Consider the following 15,294-nt stretch of genomic DNA (forward strand, 5'->3'; position numbering starts at 1 on the left):
ATGCCAATAATAGTTAACTTATAATAATCAATAACTTAATCTCGTTCGGTATATTTATTAAACAGTTTCAATAAGTTAAGCTTGCAAGCTTTGCAAACAACCTTGTAATTTTTGCAAAAAAATACCCGGTAAAAACCAGGCATTTCAAATTTACTTATATAGTTAAGCTAATAATTAGATTGCTGCGTTTTGGTAGCGTTTAACAAACTCAGTAACGTTTTGACCATTACATTTTAATGAGTTTAGGTTACCAATTTTTTGACGAACAGGTGTTAAACCTTGTTTTAAAGCCGTCATACATAATTGAGTTTCTTGTTGAGCGTCTTTTGCAAATACTTCTACTTTCTCAACTGATGCGTTGCTTAATGTCGTTTTTTTAGCAATATCACGAATATCTTCACCATTACATAAAATGCTTTTAGAAAAACGAGATAGGTAAACACCGTGCTGGGCAGCTTCTTTACGAGCAACGCTAAAGCCTTCGTTTGCACTTAGTACACATAACTTAGACTCAATTTTGTTATCTTGGCTAAAGTAAGTATTGCTTTGAGCTGACGCAGTTGCAGATGCTAGTAAAGCAGTGGCTAAAAGTAGTTGAGTTTTCATGAGAGATCCTATTTGAACGAGCTAAACAAGTGAATTTCGCGCATTATATATTCAATAAAGTTAAGTTCAATTGAATTTTTTATTTATTTAAATAATTAATATTGTATTCACAATGTTTAAACTTTACCCATCATTTGATCAACATTTGCGCAGCTATTATCGCAATTCAGTCATGTTATGTACGCGTATTTACTGATACAATTTAATCTATTAAATAGAACCAATTTTAAGGTAAATTTTATGAAAGTGATTTCTTTCAATATCAATGGTCTGCGTGCTCGTCTTCACCAATTACAAGCAATTATCGACAAACATCAACCAGACGTTATTGGCTTGCAAGAGATTAAAGTTCACGACGAAGCATTCCCATTAGAAGATGTACAAAAAATGGGATATCACGTCTACTTTCATGGTCAAAAAGCGCATTATGGCGTAGCTATGTTATGCAAAAAAGAGCCTAAATCGGTCTTAAAAGGTTTTGCCACCGATACAGATGAATCGCAAAAACGCATGATAAGCGTCACTGTTGAACAAGAAAACGGTCGCGACCTTACTGTCATGAATGGCTATTTCCCACAAGGTGATAATATTAATCACGAAACTAAATTCCCTTATAAACGTCAATTTTATAAAGATTTAATGACACACCTTGAAACCAATCACACACCCGATCAAGACGTCATCGTTATGGGTGATATCAACATATCACCTACCGATTTAGATATTGGTATTGGCGAAGTAAATGCTAAACGTTGGTTAAAAACGGGTAAATGTTCTTTCCAACCGGTAGAGCGTGAATGGCTTGCAACATTACTCAATTGGGGTTTTAAAGACACCTTTAGAGAGCAAAACCCCGAAACAGACGATCAATACTCATGGTTTGACTATCGCTCTAAAGGGTTTGTAGATAATCGAGGACTTCGTATAGATGTAGTGCTTGCAACCAATGAGCTTGCAGCACGCTGCATAGATACAGGTATTGATTACGAACTTCGCGGTATTGAAAAACCGTCAGATCATGCCCCTATATGGTCAACATTTAAGTAATTATTATGCTCAGCCTAACAATGCAGGGGCTACTTTGGGCTCTTGTAATTATTATTGCTCTATTGAGCTTTGATAAAAAAACATATAAAACATTGCTTAATACGCCAGTCCGTCAAACTGGCGTACTTGCGTGTGCGTTAGTGTTTGCAGTGCTTTGGCGAATAAAGGCTGGCATTTTAACTGGCCTTGATTTACACATCCTAGGTGTTACGGCTGCTACATTAATTTTAGGCTGGCGATTGACTATTTTAAGTAGCCTACTTGCCACAGCCCTACTCGCTGCCTTTGGTCAAATTGAACTTGAGCTGTTACCAGTACAACTGCTTATTGGTGCGTTTATTCCTATTTTATTGAGCTATCTTGGCTTTATAATTAGTTACCAATATTTACCTCGTCATTTTTTTGTTTATATATTTGTTTGTGCGTTTATAACCGCAGGATTTATAGCCTGTATAAAAATAGGCCTAGGTGCTTTATTTTACTTAGCTATAGGGCAATACAATTGGCAAGAACTTGCAGATAACTACGTTTATTTAAGTGCCATAATTTGGTTTCCTGAAGCAATGCTCAACGGCATGGCTATAACAATTATGATCACCTATCGCCCGCATTGGGTAAAAACTTTTTACGATAAGGACTACCTAGGCTCATGAGTCTTGAATATCAATGCCCGCTGTGTAACCTAGCACTTTTGAAAACTGATTCAACACTTCGTTGTGCTAACAACCACAGCTTTGATTTTGCTAAAGAAGGCTATGTTAATTTATTGCCTGTGCAACAGAAAAATTCAAAACAACCGGGTGATTCACTTGAAATGGTACAAGCCAGACGTGCATTTTTAGAGCGTGGGTATTATCGTTTTTTACAGCAAAGCCTTAGTGATATAATCAGTAATATAAGTGCGAATACTATTATTGATTTAGGATGCGGTGAAGGGTTTTATACCCAAGCAATCGCGAATAAAACAAATGCTGTTGTATACGGTGTCGACATTTCAAAATCAGCGGTTAAATATGCAGCAAAGCGCTACCCTAATTGCCATTTTAGTGTGGCATCAATCAGCCAAGGCCCCTTTAAAAGCCAATTTGCTGATGTACTTGTTAGCGTATTTGCACCTTTATTTGAGCAAGAGCTTGAACGCCTAGCAAATCAAAACGCAACATTAGTGGTTGCAAGCCCAGGACCTTGTCATTTAAAAGAGCTAAAATCGTATATATATTCAGAAGTAAACGAACATACTGAAATAGCCACTCCAAAAGGGTTTCAAAAATCAGAGCAGCTCCTTTTAACAGAGCATGTAGCGCTTAGCTTTACTGATATTAAAAACTTAATAATGATGACGCCATTTGCATGGAAATTTAGACCCGAGCACTGGACAGCACTCGAAGAAAAAGGTGAACACACTGTCACCTTATCGTTTTATATTACTCAGTTTACCAAAATAGATAATGATGTAACTCTCTAAAACTGCTCTTTAGTAAACGCCCTGTCCATTTTATCAAACATATCTTTAAGTAAATTGGCAAGCTCCATATAACGGGGCTTGTTTTCACTTAACTGCGTTTGATATCCATTAGCTGCCATTTTAGTGTACAGCTCGTTATACCATTTTTGCATCGCAGGCTCTAAAGGCGTTTGCGCTCGCTTACCCAACCAAAATAAACCTTGTAAAGGTAGCGATATAAAAAATAATGCACTTGCAATGGCTTGCGGTAAAAAATCAGAACCCAAGTAATTTAGCTGAAAAAACAATGTTAGCATGGCTAAGATTGGCATTACTGTAATGGCAAGCTCAGTCGCTCTAATTACTCTAAACTCTAAAAATAAGGGCGCAAGCTCTTTGCGCATTGGCCATTTTTTACCATACAAACGGCCAGTTTGTAGTTGTGACATCACACTTTTTTGCATCATGACTCCTCACAGATACTGCTTTTAAATACAATGGAAAAACGAGCTATACGCAAAGTGTAACACAAAATGAAAGAGTTACACTTTCTCAGTAAAACAGCTTAAATTTACCTTTTAATGGCGAACAATCCTAACTTAAACATCTTAATTAAGGTAAAGTAATTAACATTGCGTTAACCACTTTGCAATTGAACATTCAATTGTTTTAGCTTTATTTAATACCGTAAGTGTAACGATTACGTATTAACGTTTACTTACTAAATTTGTTTATGGAAATTGAATCTATGCCAACAACCCCTCCTGAATCACAACACGTTTTAGTTTTAAATTGTGGTAGCTCTAGCTTAAAGTTTGCCATTATTGATGCGAACGATGGTCACGAAATCATTTCAGGTCTTGCTGAACGCTTAGGCGACAAAGCGCCCTCTATTAAATACAAATTTAATGGTACTAAAACAGTTATCGACTTAGCGGCTAATCAAGCACATGCTGAGGCTATAAATACGCTTGTAAGCTTAATAAAAGATCACAACTTAGACGAGCAACTTATCGCAGTGGGCCATCGTGTTGTACATGGCGGCGAGCACTTTACGCGATCGGTATTGATTGACGAAAAAGTAATTGCAGGCATTACACAGTCGGCAACGCTTGCGCCGCTTCATGGGCACGCTAATTTACTAGGTATATCGTCGGCGCAGGCATCGTTTGAAGGTTTGCCACAAGTCGCGGTGTTTGATACTGCATTTCACCAAACTATGAATGAAGTTGCCTTTCTTTACGCTCTTCCATATAAGTTGTACACCGAGTTTGGTGTTAGGCGTTATGGTTTTCACGGCACAAGTCATTTTTATGTTGCAGGGCAAACAGCAAAGTTACTTGAGCAACCTATCGAGCAAAGCAATTTTATTAGTGCCCACTTAGGCAACGGCTGTTCTGTATGCGCTATTAAAAATGGTAAGAGTGTTGATACCAGCATGGGACTAACGCCTCTAGAGGGGCTGATAATGGGCACACGTAGCGGCGATATTGACCCTGGTTTATTTAACTTTTTAACCACTCAACTTGATTACACAGCCCAGCAAATAGATAACCTACTAAATCAAAAAAGTGGCTTGTTAGGTATTAGCGAGCTTTCTAACGATTGCCGTACCATTGAAGAAGCCGCTTTGGCCGGGAATAAAAAAGCGATACTCGCAATTGAAATGTTTTGCTACCGACTTTCAAAACAAATCGCGGCGTATATGGTGCCATTACAGCGCCTTGATGCTGTTATATTTACTGGTGGTATTGGTGAAAACTCAGATATTATTCGTGAAAAAGTAATTACACAACTTGCCTTTTTAGGTATTAATTGTAATCCGCAAGCCAACCTCAATGCGCGCTTTGGTCAAGAAGGCGTTATTAGCTGTAAAAATTCACACGTCAAAGCAGTAGTAATGCCAACTAATGAAGAATGGGTTATTGCCCTTGATGCTGCAAATATTGTAAAGGAGCTTTAATATGGCACGTCGTATTATGTTAATTCCTGTTTCTACCGGTGTGGGTTTGACGTCGGTATCAGTTGGTTTAGTGCGTGCACTTGAACAAAAAACAGTTAAAGTTAACTTTTTTAAACCAATAGCTCAGCCACGTTCTGGTGAAACAGGCCCTGAAAAATCAACGCAAATAGTTACTCAAGGCTCACCTATTAACCCACCAATGCCTTTTGCACTTGATTATGCTGAGCAAATGATTGGCGACGGTAAAGGTGACGACCTACTAGAGGAAATTGTTGAACGCTTTGAAAGTAAAATAAACGACGACGAAGTCGCTATTATTGAAGGTATGGTACCTACTCGTCGCCAACCTTATGCTGGGCGTGTAAACCGCGAAATTGCGCAAACACTCGGCGCCGAAATTGTATTTGTACTTACCCCAGGTAATTACACCATTACTCAAATAGAAGACCGCCTTGAAATTGCAGCAGGTAACTACGGTGGTATCGATCATCCTCGCGTACTGGGCTGTATTTTTAATAAAGTAAATGCGCCACTTGATGAAGAAGGTCGTGCACGCGCCGATTTAGTCGATGCCTATAAACCTGAAGAGCTTGAAAACGAGTTAAATCGTTTAGCCTCCCTGCCTATTTTTAAAAAAAATCCGTTTATGTTACTTGGTGCAATCCCGTGGGATTTTGACTTAGTAGCCCCGCGCGTAAAAGACTTAAGCGCATACTTAAAAGCCACGATTATTAACGAAGGCGATATGCTTCATCGTCGTCTGCGCCGTATTACTTTTTGTGCTCGTACGGTTTCAAATATTTTAAATTATTTTACGCCAGGCGCTTTATTAGTAACACCGGGCGATCGCTCTGACATACTTGTTGCTGCGTGCTTATCTGCTATGAACGGCACTAAACTTGGCGCTATATTACTCACCGGTGGTTTTGAGCCAGAGCCACGTATTATGGCCTTGTGTGAGCAAGCCATGCAAACCGGCTTACCAATACTCGCAACCGATGCAGACACGTGGCGTACATCATTACTACTGCATAACTTTAATATGGAAGTACCAAATGATGATGACCAACGTATTGAAAAAGTAAAAGATCACAACGCAGAGCATATCAATTCAAGCTGGCTAGATACTCTAGCTAAAAGTGTAGGTAAAACTCGTAAGTTATCACCACCCGCATTTCGTTACTTACTTACTACTAAAGCGCGTAAAGCAGGTAAAACCGTGGTTCTACCAGAAGGTAATGAACCTCGTACAATTAAAGCGGCTGCTATTTGTGGTCAACGCGGAATTGCTAAAACTATATTACTGGGCGATCGCGAAGAAATAATGCGTATTGCACAGCAGCAAGGTATTGAGCTAAACGAACATGTAAGTATTATCGAGCCAAAAAGTATTATTAATGATTATATTGCCCCTATGGTCGAAATTCGTAAAAGCAAAGGCCTAACTGCCGTAGTAGCACAAGAGCAACTACAAGATAACGTCGTACTGGGTACAATGATGCTTGAGCAATGTAAAGTAGACGGTTTAGTATCGGGTGCAGTAAACACTACGGCAAATACAATTCGCCCACCACTGCAATTGATTAAAACAGCACCAGGGTCATCACTAGTATCATCTGTATTTTTTATGCTACTGCCTGACCAAGTGTTAGTTTACGGTGACTGTGCGATTAACCCAGACCCTAATGCTGAACAACTTGCAGACATAGCGATTCAATCTGCCGACTCTGCAGCTGCATTTGGCATAGAGCCGCGTGTTGCCATGATCAGCTACAGCACGGGCACTTCTGGTACAGGTGCCGATGTTGAAAAAGTACGTGAAGCCACAAAAATTGCAAAACAAAAACGTCCTGATCTAATTATCGACGGCCCACTACAATACGATGCAGCTATAATGGAAAACGTAGCACTTAAAAAAGCACCTAACAGCCCTGTAGCCGGTAAAGCGACCGTATTTATATTCCCAGATTTAAATACGGGTAATACCACGTATAAAGCAGTACAACGTAGTGCCGACTTGATAAGTATTGGCCCTATGCTGCAAGGTATGCGTAAACCTGTAAACGATTTAAGCCGTGGTGCATTAGTTGATGATATTGTGTATACAATCGCCTTAACTGCCATTCAGGCAGCTCAAACAGAAGCGCTAATTACTCATTAAACGTAACGTGTGCTTTTTATAGCCTAGCTATTATTTATTTAATAATTAACTAGTTAGGTTATTTATACCCTGCAACCCCCATACTTATCCACAGAAATTGTGGGTAAGTTTTTACTCCCTTCTTTTATCTACTTATTTACTGCTGAGTTAGTCGTTGTTACACCTTTAATTTAAAGCCAATAATCTATACTATAAAGCTATCAATATTGCTGTTCGCAGGCTTTTAATGTCAAAACAAACATTACAATTACACAGCACCATTTTATCTATACACAGTTTAGATGTAGATGCCGACATACCTGCGGCACTTTTAAAGCAATCTTTGTTTTTTATTTCTAAAACCCATGATGAACTTTCAATTGTATGCCCAAGCGATTTTGAAGTAAAAAGCCTGGATACCGAACCCGACTGGCAAGCTTTAGAGGTTGTAGGTCCACTTGGCTTTTCGTTAACCGGAATTATGGCTAATATTTCAGGGGTATTAGCGCGCGCTAAAATTTCTATCTTTTCAATCTCAACCTACGATACTGATTATATTCTCATAAAAAAACACACTGCAGAAAATGCTATTTCCGCTTTAAAAAAAGAGGGTTATAACGTGGTGGTAAACTAACTTATGAAAGCTCAAAAAATTGACTATTTAGCTCAAAATAAAACGCCTCTTAATGCAATAAATATTACCAGCCCATTTACAGGTAAAGTAATTGAACTGAAAGAGCACCCAGAACCTTTTTTTCGTTTTGGCACTCTGGGCCCCGGTATTATGGTGCAACTAACAAGTCATAAAATTTTAGCACCGTTTGATGGAACTTTATTACAAGTAAAAAATGCAGGTACTGAGTTTATTCTACAAGCTAATAATGGTCTAAAAGTCTTGATTAACTTAACTATTTTTGATTCACAATCAATTACGCATACTCATATTGCGCAACTCAATGGTAGCAAAATATGCAAAGGTCAACGCCTTGCTTATTTTGATTTACGAGAACTTGATACTCCAATGCTTGCTAGTTTAATTTTACTAAACGGCCATAACCTTGGCACATTTCATTACTCGCATTCGCATGTAAATGCGGGTGAAGACACCCTATTAACTATTATTAAGAAGAACTAGATTTATGATCACTCTATACGGCATTAGCAACTGCGATACGATAAAAAAAGCTAAAAAATATTTAACCGATAACAACATCGAATTTACGTTTCATGACTACCGCAAAGATGGCGTAAATGAGCAAATGGTGAGTGAATTTGCAGACAAGCTCGATTGGGAACAACTCGTTAATAAACGTGGAACAACTTATCGCGCATTAACTGATGAGCAAAAACAAAACCTAACTAAAGAAAGTGCTATCCCATTGTTGGTTGAACAACCTGCCATGATCAAACGTCCAGTACTGGTAAACAATGGCAGTTACCATTTAGGTTTTAAAGCAGCCCAATACGACGAGATTTTTAAATAATGACTAATGACGTAATTCAACTCGCCCAAGCGCTAATCCAACGTGAATCGGTAACGCCCGAAGATGCTGGCTGCCAACAAATGATGAACGATCGCCTTGCTGCGGTTGGTTTTAATATAGAATCATTATTTTTTACCGACACACTTAATACTTGGGCTCGAAAAGGCACACAATCGCCGCATTTTTGTTTTGCTGGTCACACCGACGTTGTACCAACAGGCCCTGAAAAAAATTGGCAACACCCGCCGTTTTCAGGATTAATAAAAGATGGCCTACTGCACGGGCGTGGCGCTGCCGATATGAAAGGCTCATTAGCCGCAATGCTTGTAGCAACCGAACGTTTTGTTACTAAACATCCAGATCATAAAGGCTCTATTTCTTTTTTAATCACTTCTGACGAAGAAGGACCGTTTGTAAACGGGACTACTCGCGTAATTGATACGCTAGAGGCACGCGGTGAAAAAATTGATATGTGCCTAGTAGGCGAACCCTCATCACGAGATGTATTAGGCGATGTTGTTAAAAATGGCCGAAGAGGCTCACTTACCGCTTATCTAACGGTTAAAGGCGTACAAGGTCATGTTGCCTACCCACATTTAGCACAAAACCCAATTCATCTAGCAACGCCTGCACTTACTGAGCTTAGCCAAACGGTGTGGGATAACGGAAATGAGTACTTCCCAGCAACTAGCTTTCAAATTTCGAATATTAATGGCGGCACAGGTGCTGGTAACGTGATCCCGGGTGAACTAGAAGTACAGTTTAACTTTAGATTTAGCACGCAAGTAACACATGAGCAATTACAACAGCGTGTAAATGACATTCTACAAAAGCATAACTTAAATTATGAATTAAGTTGGATAGTAAATGGCTTACCTTTTATTACCGAGCACGGCCCGCTTGTTGATGCCACAGTTAAAGCGATTAAATCAGTAACCGGTTTAACCACGAATCTAGAAACTACCGGCGGCACATCAGATGGTCGCTTTATTGCACAAACAGGCGCTAAAGTAATTGAACTAGGTCCACGTAACGCCACTATCCATAAAGTGGATGAATGCGTAAGTACCGATGATTTAATAGCCCTTACCGACATTTACGAGCAAATATTAGAGCAACTTTTAGCATAATGGATGTAACTAAACCAACACCAATAATGTGTATCACAGGGCAAAGTGATACACATTTAACTGATATACAAAATCATCGCTTGCACAGCGCTATTATCAGCGACTTTTTAGCGCTGCAAAGTGCAGCACAAAAAGCAGGATTTGAGCTTACTATTGCCTCAAGTTTTCGCGACTTTAATCGTCAATCAATTATTTGGAATAATAAGTTTTTAGGTATTCGACCTGTTTATAATAAACAGCAAAAGGTTGTAGATTTAACTAAATTAAATGATGTAGATAAATGCATAGCAATAATGCTCTACTCTGCATTACCTGGGGCAAGCAGGCACCATTTAGGCACCGATTTAGATGTGTTTGATAAAGCTGCGGTAAGTGATGATTATAAACTACAGCTAACACCTGATGAATACCTGCAAGGTGGGCCGTTTGCGCCTTTAAGTAATTGGCTTGATACTAACTTAGATAAATTTGGCTTTTATCGCCCTTACCAGCATGATTTAGGTGGTGTCGCACCTGAGCTTTGGCATATAAGCCATATTAAGCAATCGCAATTATTAGTGAATAAGCTTAGCGAACAAGTACTTTTTGAATGCATAAAAAACAGTGAACTACAGGGTAAGCAGGCAATACTTGATAACTTACCCGCTATTTATACACGCTTTGTAACGAACGTTAGTCTGCCATAAAGAACTTGTTTAAGTGGTATCACACCTTCTTTTTATTTAAGATAAATACCAGCACAGCCCCTAATATTAACGAGCTTGCTACTATAAATTCCATTGTTACCTGCTCTGATAAAAACAAGACCCCGGCAACGGCTGCAAGTACAGGTACACAAAGCTGCACAACAGCAGCTTGGGTACTTTTAAGCAGTGGCATAGCCACATACCAAACACTGTAACCAATTCCAGACGCTATCGCACCCGAGGCACATGCAAGCAAAACCCCTTCAATACTCATATTTTTTAAATAACTCATACCAACAAGTAATAAAACAGGGATAGCCACTAAGCTTCTTATAAAGTTAAACCCCGTAGTACGTAGTGGCGATACGCACACTTTACCGCGAATACTGTAAATACCCCATGCCACACCACTGAGTGCCATAAGTGATGCACCTAATAATGAAGGTACAGCAGCAGATGGCAGCATTAAATATACAAACCCACCTAGCGCCACTATAAACGCGCACCACTGAAGCACACTCAACTGCTCTTTTTGATATATACCCCAGCCAATCATAGTGAGTTGCACGGCTGAAAACAAAATCAGTGCACCGGTGCCTGTATCCAGCTCTACGTATGCAATCGAAAAACAAAGTGCATAAACTAATAGGCTTATACTGCTTCGCCAGCTTCCTTTATCGCTTAAAATAGCGGGGTTAAAAGTGCCTTTTCGTTTTAAATTATGAGTATAAATAGCCATTATAATGCCCAAACACGCAGCACCACTGAGTAAGCGAATAACTGTAAAGTTCCAAGCATCTATATAGCCTTCGGCTAAAGCCATTCTGCAAAAAAGAGAGTTTGCAGCAAACGCAATTAAAGCAATGATTGTGTACAACGTAGCTTTCAAAAAAATTCCTTAGCAATAAAAACAAATTACAGCGTTATTTCAATTAATTAATTAATTAACCTACTAAGCTAAAAACATTGTCATAAGCGCCTATAAAACCGCTTACTGAGCAGCACATTTAAACAGGATTGGTATAACTGTGCAAAGGGAGTATTTAGTTTTAATAAATTAGATTATTTATACTAAAATCTTAGCCGCATTTGCAAAATACGGTGTCTACAACACAAGATATCCTTTTAGTATTTTTCGTATACGACTTAGTGAATAGCAATTACTTCATTTAAAAAATTCATTTATCATTACGCTTTAGGGATCATTGTATTCAATAAGACCAATAAAGTACCTTAAGCATTTCAATATTGTTACCCAACAAGAAAATTCACACTTTGTTCACCAATGTCATTTTATATTTCTTTATTAGCAGGCAGTTTTACTCTACGATTTTTTACAATATTTCACACATTTAGCTAAAAATAATATGTTAATGTATACAGGTGAATTTAGAGGAGTGCGCAGTGCGCCTAAGTATAATTTTAAGCTTTTGTTGTATTTTAAGTGGGTGTAGCACAATGGGCTTTAATGACCTATTTAATGACTATGCCACGCAAATGACACCAATAAGAAATGCGATCGAGAAAAACAATATCGAAGAAGCGCAATCCCTTATTGCCGATAATAGCACCATGCACAGCAGCTACTTACTCAACCAACTTGAGCAAGCTCGCTTAAACGACTTAGCCAATATGCCACAAGAGGCACAAAGTAAATTTGAGAACGTGTATACGCAAATGCAAAAAAAACGTGAAGCCGCCAAAATACAAGTAAGTGCGGGGCTTGAGCAAAGCAATGCGTTATTTACTAACGACTCAGCCATAACTTATGTGCCACCGGCTTACGAAATGAGTATGCTTCATAGTTATAAAGCACTTAACTACGTGTATAAAAATGATGTAGAAGGCGCTTTGGTCGAAATTCGCCGCGCTAATAAAGTACAAGTTGATGCACTAAGCGAAAATAAAACAGATGGCGACTCAACAGTTAAAGAAGCGCAGCAGCACTACCCTAGCATGGGCAATGTGACCAGAGACGTGAAAAATGGCTTTCAAAATGCCTACACATTTTATTTATCTGCTTTGCTTTACCAAAGTGCTAAACAGTATGACGATGCTTATATTGATTATAAAAAAGCACTGGCTATACAACCTAACAATATTTATTTACAGCAGGACGTAATGCGCCTTGCTAAAAAACAAGGGTTTGACCAAGACCTAAGCGAATTTAAAAAACGTTTTAGTGATGCACCCACTATTTCTGCAACACAAGGCGAAGTAATTGTTTTATTTGAACAAGGCTTAGTACCAAAACAAGATGAATTTAAACTGCGCTTACCAATTTATTCATCACGCGGCGATGCACGCTTTTACAGCCTTGCAATGCCAGTATATAAAGATAATGCCTATGTGCGCCGCCTTAATAATATAAACATAGATGCACAAAGCTTAGAGCTGAGCCCATTAGTACACATTGAAGCACTTGCAGCAAAAACATTAGAAGATCAAATACCTGCAAAAGTAGCTCGCCAAGTACTTAGATTAGTAGCTAAAGAGAAAGTGCGTGCAGAACTTGCTCGCAGTGCAGGTGATGTAGGTAACATACTTGCTAATATTTATAATTTGGCGTCTGAGCAAGCTGATACACGTAGCTGGCTTACACTTCCAAATCAAATAAGTGTTGCAAGGCAAAGCCTAAATACAGGTGAGCATTCTCTGCATATAGGCACACAAGCACCTATAAATTTTACCGTTAGTAAGCAAGGGTTAACGTTAATTTACTTAACCTCCGTTAATAACTACTTTAATTACCACGTAGTTCAACTTTAGGAGCCATCATGAAATACATAGCGCCATTATTAGCAGTCTTAATGCTCAGTGCATGTTCCAGCAAACCGGTTACATCGGGTATTTCTGTTGAACAAAATAAAAATCAGTTTAATGAGCAATTACGTGTAGATAACCCAGAGCTCGGTAAAAAGCTGGCCATTACTGATGTTAAAACACGTCAAACCAACCAGTTAACCGATGTAGTAGTGACACTTTCGAGCCAGTATAAAAAATCACAGTATTTGCAGTATCAATTTAATTGGTTTGATAAAGACGGCTTTGTTATTAAAGGCAATCATTCACCTTGGCAAGCACTCACCTTATTTGGTTTTGCAAAAACACAATTACCGGGCTTAGCACCTAGATCTGATGCGGTTACCTTTTCTTTAGCAGTAAGAGAAGTGTCTACCAAATCACAAGAATTTAAAGATTAAAGGAAACAACCATGATCATCAGTAACAAATTTAAAACAGCATCAACTTACGCTTTAGTTGGCTTGAGCGCTTTAGTATTAAGTGGCTGTGCTAATAAAGCCGTAGTAAGTTATGGCGATGCACAAGCAGTAGAAACAACAGATATTAATTTTGGTTCTACCGACTTACAAAAAGTAGCGAGCCAAATGACCGACTCACTACTCAGCTCACCTGTTGTTGGCACAATGACCGCTAATAAACGCCCTGTAGTATTTGTTGAGCGTATTAAAAATAAAACCAGCGAGCACATTGATACAGAATCAATCACCGATTCAATCTCAACACAAATGCTACGCAGCGGTAAGTTCCGTTTTGTAGATATGACCCGTGTTGAGTCAGTACGTGAGCAATTAACGTTTCAAAATGAAGATGCTCTTGTTAACCCTGCAACAGCCGTTGCATTTGGTAAACAAATTGGTGCGCAATATATGTTATATGGAAACTTATCAAGTATTGTTAAATCAAATGCCGATAAATCAGACGTATACTACAAATTTACAATGCGTTTAATGGATATGGAAAGCGGCCTAGTTGAGTGGGCAGACGAAACTGAAATTCGTAAAACTAAAGAAAAATCAACCTTTGGCTGGTAGCTAATACCAATCTGCTTATATATGGGGTCTATTTAACGTTAAGAAAATTACGCTAGTACTAGGCAAAAATTTTTGTATTAAGTTGTTCTAAATAAAAATTTTTTAACGACGTTATAGCGCAATTTAATTCGTTAAATTGATCAAAGATTTATGCAGGTTGGTATAAAAGGAGCAAGTTATGAAAGCAATTACAGTAATTATGTGCGCTTTACTTACAATAAGTGCACCTACGTTTGCTAAATACGAGCGCAATAAAGCAGTCCCTGTGCAGCAAGTTTTATTTGGTGACGTAAAATCGGTACGCAATATTACCGAGCAAGAAATCATTCAAGACAAAAACAACGGCTGGCAAACCTTTGGCGGTGCATTACTCGGCGGCGTAGTAGGCAACCAGTTTGGTGGTGGTAGCGGCCGTACAGTAGCAACAATATTAGGTTCGGTAATTGGCGGCAGTGTTGCACATAATAGGCAGCAGCAAAGTCATTATCAGCAAAATCACTTTGTAGAGTTATTAATACAAGTTGAAAATGGCGACCAGTTTATGGTTGTTCAAGATCAGGACCAATCAATGCGTTTTAGCAAAGGCGATAACGTAAGATTAGTGTACTTGAACGACAACACAGTGCGTGTAGATAAAGCGTACTAGGACGTGCTGAACTTTGGTGGTTGAATTTGCAGCAGAATGTTTGGTATTTAGACAAGGCAGAGCCTATGAACTGTGGTTGTTCCCTATAAATAGGCGATAACGCAGCATAAATGCCAAACATGCGCTGCCCGAAGGGTTCTGCCTAGCGGCAATTAACTCTTTGTTGCCTACATGGATGTAGGTAAGGGGCGTGAGCAGGACGCGGAAGCTTTGCTCGGTTTTTACTTAGCCCACTAGGTTACAAACCTCGCGTCGCGATTTAATCGCCCCTAGATTGAACAAATTTCAATCCACAAAGATCAACACGCCCTGT

17 protein-coding genes are annotated in these 15,294 nt (G+C 38.9%); 14 read left to right on the forward strand and 3 right to left on the reverse strand.

Annotation, left to right across the window (positions count from 1 at the left end):
- Positions 1 to 174 precede the first annotated feature (174 nt).
- Positions 175 to 606, reverse strand: a complete 432-nt coding sequence (locus I6E70_RS13185; protein WP_197188885.1) for an exonuclease III — start codon at positions 604 to 606, stop codon at positions 175 to 177.
- A gap of 240 nt (positions 607 to 846) precedes the next feature.
- Between I6E70_RS13185 and xthA the strand changes: the two genes are divergently transcribed.
- Genes xthA through I6E70_RS13200 form a run of 3 tightly spaced genes read left to right on the forward strand, consistent with a single transcriptional unit; the run spans position 847 to position 3,118 of the window.
- On the forward strand, positions 847 to 1,653 hold the full coding sequence (gene xthA / locus I6E70_RS13190; RefSeq protein WP_165727397.1) for an exodeoxyribonuclease III: 807 nt from the start codon (positions 847 to 849) through the stop codon (positions 1,651 to 1,653).
- A 5-nt stretch (positions 1,654 to 1,658) separates the two neighbouring features.
- A complete protein-coding gene (locus I6E70_RS13195) occupies positions 1,659 to 2,306 on the forward strand; it encodes an energy-coupling factor ABC transporter permease (RefSeq protein ID WP_010554248.1) in 648 nt (215 codons plus the stop codon).
- Positions 2,303 to 3,118: a putative RNA methyltransferase gene (locus I6E70_RS13200; protein WP_197188886.1), complete on the forward strand. Its 816-nt coding sequence runs from the start codon at positions 2,303 to 2,305 to the stop codon at positions 3,116 to 3,118. The genes I6E70_RS13195 and I6E70_RS13200 overlap by 4 nt, the downstream gene beginning before the upstream one ends.
- Here the strand turns inward: I6E70_RS13200 and yfbV are convergent.
- The gene (yfbV, locus tag I6E70_RS13205) at positions 3,115 to 3,561 is read right to left on the reverse strand and encodes a terminus macrodomain insulation protein YfbV (protein WP_007582569.1); all 447 of its coding nucleotides are present in this window, start codon (positions 3,559 to 3,561) and stop codon (positions 3,115 to 3,117) included. The two genes, I6E70_RS13200 and yfbV, sit on opposite strands and share 4 nt — an antisense overlap.
- Before the next feature lie 284 nt (positions 3,562 to 3,845).
- Between yfbV and I6E70_RS13210 the strand changes: the two genes are divergently transcribed.
- The 7 genes from I6E70_RS13210 to I6E70_RS13240 all read left to right on the forward strand — a co-directional run bounded on the left by I6E70_RS13210 (position 3,846) and on the right by I6E70_RS13240 (position 10,500).
- Entirely contained in the window at positions 3,846 to 5,060 is a 1,215-nt protein-coding gene (locus I6E70_RS13210; protein WP_197188887.1) for an acetate kinase, read from the forward strand.
- 1 nt (position 5,061) lies between these two features.
- Positions 5,062 to 7,221: a phosphate acetyltransferase gene (gene pta, locus I6E70_RS13215; RefSeq protein WP_197188888.1), complete on the forward strand. Its 2,160-nt coding sequence runs from the start codon at positions 5,062 to 5,064 to the stop codon at positions 7,219 to 7,221.
- Positions 7,222 to 7,447: 226 nt separating this feature from the next.
- The gene (locus tag I6E70_RS13220) at positions 7,448 to 7,834 is read left to right on the forward strand and encodes an ACT domain-containing protein (RefSeq protein WP_007582563.1); all 387 of its coding nucleotides are present in this window, start codon (positions 7,448 to 7,450) and stop codon (positions 7,832 to 7,834) included.
- A 3-nt stretch (positions 7,835 to 7,837) separates the two neighbouring features.
- Complete coding sequence (locus tag I6E70_RS13225; protein ID WP_007582561.1) at positions 7,838 to 8,335, forward strand: PTS glucose transporter subunit IIA; 498 nt, start codon at positions 7,838 to 7,840, stop codon at positions 8,333 to 8,335.
- 4 nt (positions 8,336 to 8,339) lie between these two features.
- Positions 8,340 to 8,684, forward strand: a complete 345-nt coding sequence (locus I6E70_RS13230; RefSeq protein ID WP_197151315.1) for an ArsC family reductase — start codon at positions 8,340 to 8,342, stop codon at positions 8,682 to 8,684.
- Positions 8,684 to 9,814 carry a succinyl-diaminopimelate desuccinylase gene (gene dapE, locus I6E70_RS13235; RefSeq protein ID WP_197188889.1) on the forward strand — a complete coding sequence of 377 codons (1,131 nt, stop codon included), beginning with the start codon at positions 8,684 to 8,686 and terminating at the stop codon, positions 9,812 to 9,814. Before I6E70_RS13230 ends, dapE begins: the two co-directional genes overlap by 1 nt.
- The gene (locus I6E70_RS13240) at positions 9,814 to 10,500 is read left to right on the forward strand and encodes a M15 family metallopeptidase (RefSeq protein ID WP_197151307.1); all 687 of its coding nucleotides are present in this window, start codon (positions 9,814 to 9,816) and stop codon (positions 10,498 to 10,500) included. Before dapE ends, I6E70_RS13240 begins: the two co-directional genes overlap by 1 nt.
- A gap of 19 nt (positions 10,501 to 10,519) precedes the next feature.
- Here I6E70_RS13240 and I6E70_RS13245 read toward each other — a convergent pair whose 3' ends face one another.
- Complete coding sequence (locus I6E70_RS13245) at positions 10,520 to 11,389, reverse strand: DMT family transporter (RefSeq protein WP_024590438.1); 870 nt, start codon at positions 11,387 to 11,389, stop codon at positions 10,520 to 10,522.
- 515 nt (positions 11,390 to 11,904) lie between these two features.
- On the opposite strand from I6E70_RS13245, the gene I6E70_RS13250 reads away from it, so the two are divergent.
- From I6E70_RS13250 to I6E70_RS13265, 4 genes are all read left to right on the forward strand, one after another.
- Positions 11,905 to 13,269 (forward strand): COG3014 family protein, encoded by a 1,365-nt coding sequence (locus I6E70_RS13250; RefSeq protein WP_197188890.1) that lies wholly within the window; start codon positions 11,905 to 11,907, stop codon positions 13,267 to 13,269.
- 8 nt (positions 13,270 to 13,277) lie between these two features.
- Positions 13,278 to 13,703: a YcfL family protein gene (locus tag I6E70_RS13255; protein WP_197188891.1), complete on the forward strand. Its 426-nt coding sequence runs from the start codon at positions 13,278 to 13,280 to the stop codon at positions 13,701 to 13,703.
- Between the two features lie 11 nt (positions 13,704 to 13,714).
- A complete protein-coding gene (gene lpoB / locus I6E70_RS13260; RefSeq protein WP_007375407.1) occupies positions 13,715 to 14,335 on the forward strand; it encodes a penicillin-binding protein activator LpoB in 621 nt (206 codons plus the stop codon).
- 178 nt (positions 14,336 to 14,513) lie between these two features.
- Positions 14,514 to 14,981, forward strand: coding sequence for a glycine zipper 2TM domain-containing protein (locus tag I6E70_RS13265; RefSeq protein WP_197119734.1), 468 nt, complete (start codon positions 14,514 to 14,516; stop codon positions 14,979 to 14,981).
- Positions 14,982 to 15,294: the final 313 nt, after the last annotated feature.

Source organism: Pseudoalteromonas sp. NGC95 (assembly GCF_015864705.1).
Taxonomy (GTDB): domain Bacteria; phylum Pseudomonadota; class Gammaproteobacteria; order Enterobacterales; family Alteromonadaceae; genus Pseudoalteromonas; species Pseudoalteromonas arctica.

Bases quoted from the DNA above. Each gene is read 5' to 3' on its own strand.
- I6E70_RS13185 (WP_197188885.1), bottom strand. From the start codon at position 606: ATGAAAACTCAACTACTTTTAGCCACTGCTTTACTAGCATCTGCAACT.
- xthA (WP_165727397.1), top strand. From the start codon at position 847: ATGAAAGTGATTTCTTTCAATATCAATGGTCTGCGTGCTCGTCTTCAC.
- I6E70_RS13195 (WP_010554248.1), top strand. From the start codon at position 1,659: ATGCTCAGCCTAACAATGCAGGGGCTACTTTGGGCTCTTGTAATTATT.
- I6E70_RS13200 (WP_197188886.1), top strand. From the start codon at position 2,303: ATGAGTCTTGAATATCAATGCCCGCTGTGTAACCTAGCACTTTTGAAA.
- yfbV (WP_007582569.1), bottom strand. From the start codon at position 3,561: ATGCAAAAAAGTGTGATGTCACAACTACAAACTGGCCGTTTGTATGGT.
- I6E70_RS13210 (WP_197188887.1), top strand. From the start codon at position 3,846: ATGCCAACAACCCCTCCTGAATCACAACACGTTTTAGTTTTAAATTGT.
- pta (WP_197188888.1), top strand. From the start codon at position 5,062: ATGGCACGTCGTATTATGTTAATTCCTGTTTCTACCGGTGTGGGTTTG.
- I6E70_RS13220 (WP_007582563.1), top strand. From the start codon at position 7,448: ATGTCAAAACAAACATTACAATTACACAGCACCATTTTATCTATACAC.
- I6E70_RS13225 (WP_007582561.1), top strand. From the start codon at position 7,838: ATGAAAGCTCAAAAAATTGACTATTTAGCTCAAAATAAAACGCCTCTT.
- I6E70_RS13230 (WP_197151315.1), top strand. From the start codon at position 8,340: ATGATCACTCTATACGGCATTAGCAACTGCGATACGATAAAAAAAGCT.
- dapE (WP_197188889.1), top strand. From the start codon at position 8,684: ATGACTAATGACGTAATTCAACTCGCCCAAGCGCTAATCCAACGTGAA.
- I6E70_RS13240 (WP_197151307.1), top strand. From the start codon at position 9,814: ATGGATGTAACTAAACCAACACCAATAATGTGTATCACAGGGCAAAGT.
- I6E70_RS13255 (WP_197188891.1), top strand. From the start codon at position 13,278: ATGAAATACATAGCGCCATTATTAGCAGTCTTAATGCTCAGTGCATGT.
- lpoB (WP_007375407.1), top strand. From the start codon at position 13,715: ATGATCATCAGTAACAAATTTAAAACAGCATCAACTTACGCTTTAGTT.
- I6E70_RS13265 (WP_197119734.1), top strand. From the start codon at position 14,514: ATGAAAGCAATTACAGTAATTATGTGCGCTTTACTTACAATAAGTGCA.